This window comes from Rhizobium sp. P1_E6 (genome assembly GCF_056405875.1).
Genome location: NZ_JBFUBG010000248.1, coordinates 1 through 1,766, shown reverse-complemented (window position 1 = coordinate 1,766; position 1,766 = coordinate 1). Strand labels below are relative to the sequence as shown.

Genomic DNA, 1,766 nt, shown 5'->3' with positions numbered 1-1,766 from the left:
CCGAAGGTCTGGTCGAGCGTGGTGCGCAAGATGCCCTTGTCGATGAGATCGGAGACCTCGTTCAACAGCTGACCCTGGGCGTCCATGTCCGCGGTCTGGAATGTCGATCGGGTGAACATCAGCTCCCAGTGGATCGACACTGCTTTGGCTTTGAACACACCGATGTTGAATTCGGCGGGATCGTCGATGAGCCCGAACCGGCCCTGCGGTGCGATGAGCTCGGCAACATCCTTGTAGTGCTGATCGGTGAACGTCAGGCTGGCGACGAAAGCAACGGGATCACGGTTCAGGGCGGCGATCTGCTCCTTCAGTGGCTGTGAATGATCGATGACCGCGTGCGCGCCGAGATCGAGGCACCACGCCTGCGATTCAGGTCGCGTCGCAGTCGCAATCACGGTCAGTCCTGTCAGACGGCGCGCAAGCTGGATGAGGATCGAACCAACACCACCGGCTCCTCCGATCACGAGTAGCGTGCGCGGATCAGCGCTCTGGCCGCGCGTAGCGCCCAACCGGTCAAACAGCAGCTCCCACGCTGTGATCGCCGTCAGAGGGAGAGCGGCAGCCCCGGCGAAGGAAAGTGTTTTCGGCTTTTTGCCGACGATGCGCTCATCGACGAGGTGGAACTCGGCATTGGTCCCCTGGCGCTGGTTTGAGCCGGCGTAGAACACCTCGTCGCCCAGCTTGAACAGCGTTACCTCCGGACCGACGGCGTCGACGATGCCTGCTGCGTCGAAACCGAGGATCTTGTAGTCACCTTCAGCAGGTTCGGCGCGCTTGCGGATCTTATAGTCAACGGGGTTGACCGAAACCGCCTTGACGGCAACCCTGATGTCCCGGCCCGATGGCTCGGGTTTGACGGCGTCAAAATCAACGAGCGACTGCGCATCCTCGATTGGAAGCGACTTCTGATACCCAACGGCTTTCATGCCCTGTCTCCATAAGTGCGGCGGTCTCCCGCCCTGTCATTGCCGAGCCGAACCGGAACGACGGCGTCGCTTCCGGTTGTCTGCCAAATGTTGAGAAAGCTTCGAGCGGCGGGCCAGGACGCGCAGGCCCGCCGCAACGCCGCGACTAGACCCCGCCGTGGACCCCGGCGCGGTTCCATCCGCGAAACTCGTCGCCGAACCCTTCCGATCCGGAAGCCGTCACGACGACGGTGTCCTCGAGCTTGATGTATCCTCTGGTCGGGTGCTTGATTGCGGTTTCGATGGAAATGACCATCCCCGCCTCCAGCGCACGATCCTCGTCATAGCCCTGGTAAGGCACGGGCCCGACACTTGTCAGGCGCGGGCCTTCATGGCTGACAAGTCCCATGCCGTGCGCAAGGAACTCCATATACGGCTTGTGGGGAGACTGATCGACGATCGCGTCTGCGATGGTGAAGATGTCGCCACCGCGTGCTCCAGCCTTGATGGGCTTGCGCGCTTCCGACTGGATGTGCGTGATCAGACCGAGCAGGTCCTCCAGTTCGGCATCGGGCTCTCCAAGGATCCCCATGCGGCAGAGGTCGCCGATATAGCCGTGAAAATTGCCGGCCGAATCCAGCGAAATAACGTCACCGGCCTGCAGCTTCTGGTCCGACGGCGATCGGTTGAGGTCGCGCCCTGYGGTGATCAGGCAATATTCGAATTTCAAGTCGCGATTGACTTCTTCGCGTCTGAGCTTTGCCACGAGGTCGTTCTTGGTCATGCCGGGAAGGCAATAGTCAAATGTCGCCGCCATGGATTGCACGACCCTCTCGGAGGCTTCCCGCAGCAGGGTAAGCT

At 61.3% G+C, this 1,766-nt stretch carries 2 protein-coding genes; both read right to left on the bottom strand.

The window, feature by feature from the left end; genetic code table 11:
* Positions 1–926 (bottom strand): zinc-binding alcohol dehydrogenase family protein (locus AC1D35_RS35885; protein WP_477942741.1); only part of this gene is annotated, 926 nt, incomplete at its 3' end.
* 145 nt (positions 927–1,071) lie between these two features.
* On the bottom strand, positions 1,072–1,766 hold a 695-nt coding region (locus AC1D35_RS35880), incomplete at its 5' end, for a M24 family metallopeptidase (RefSeq protein ID WP_477942739.1).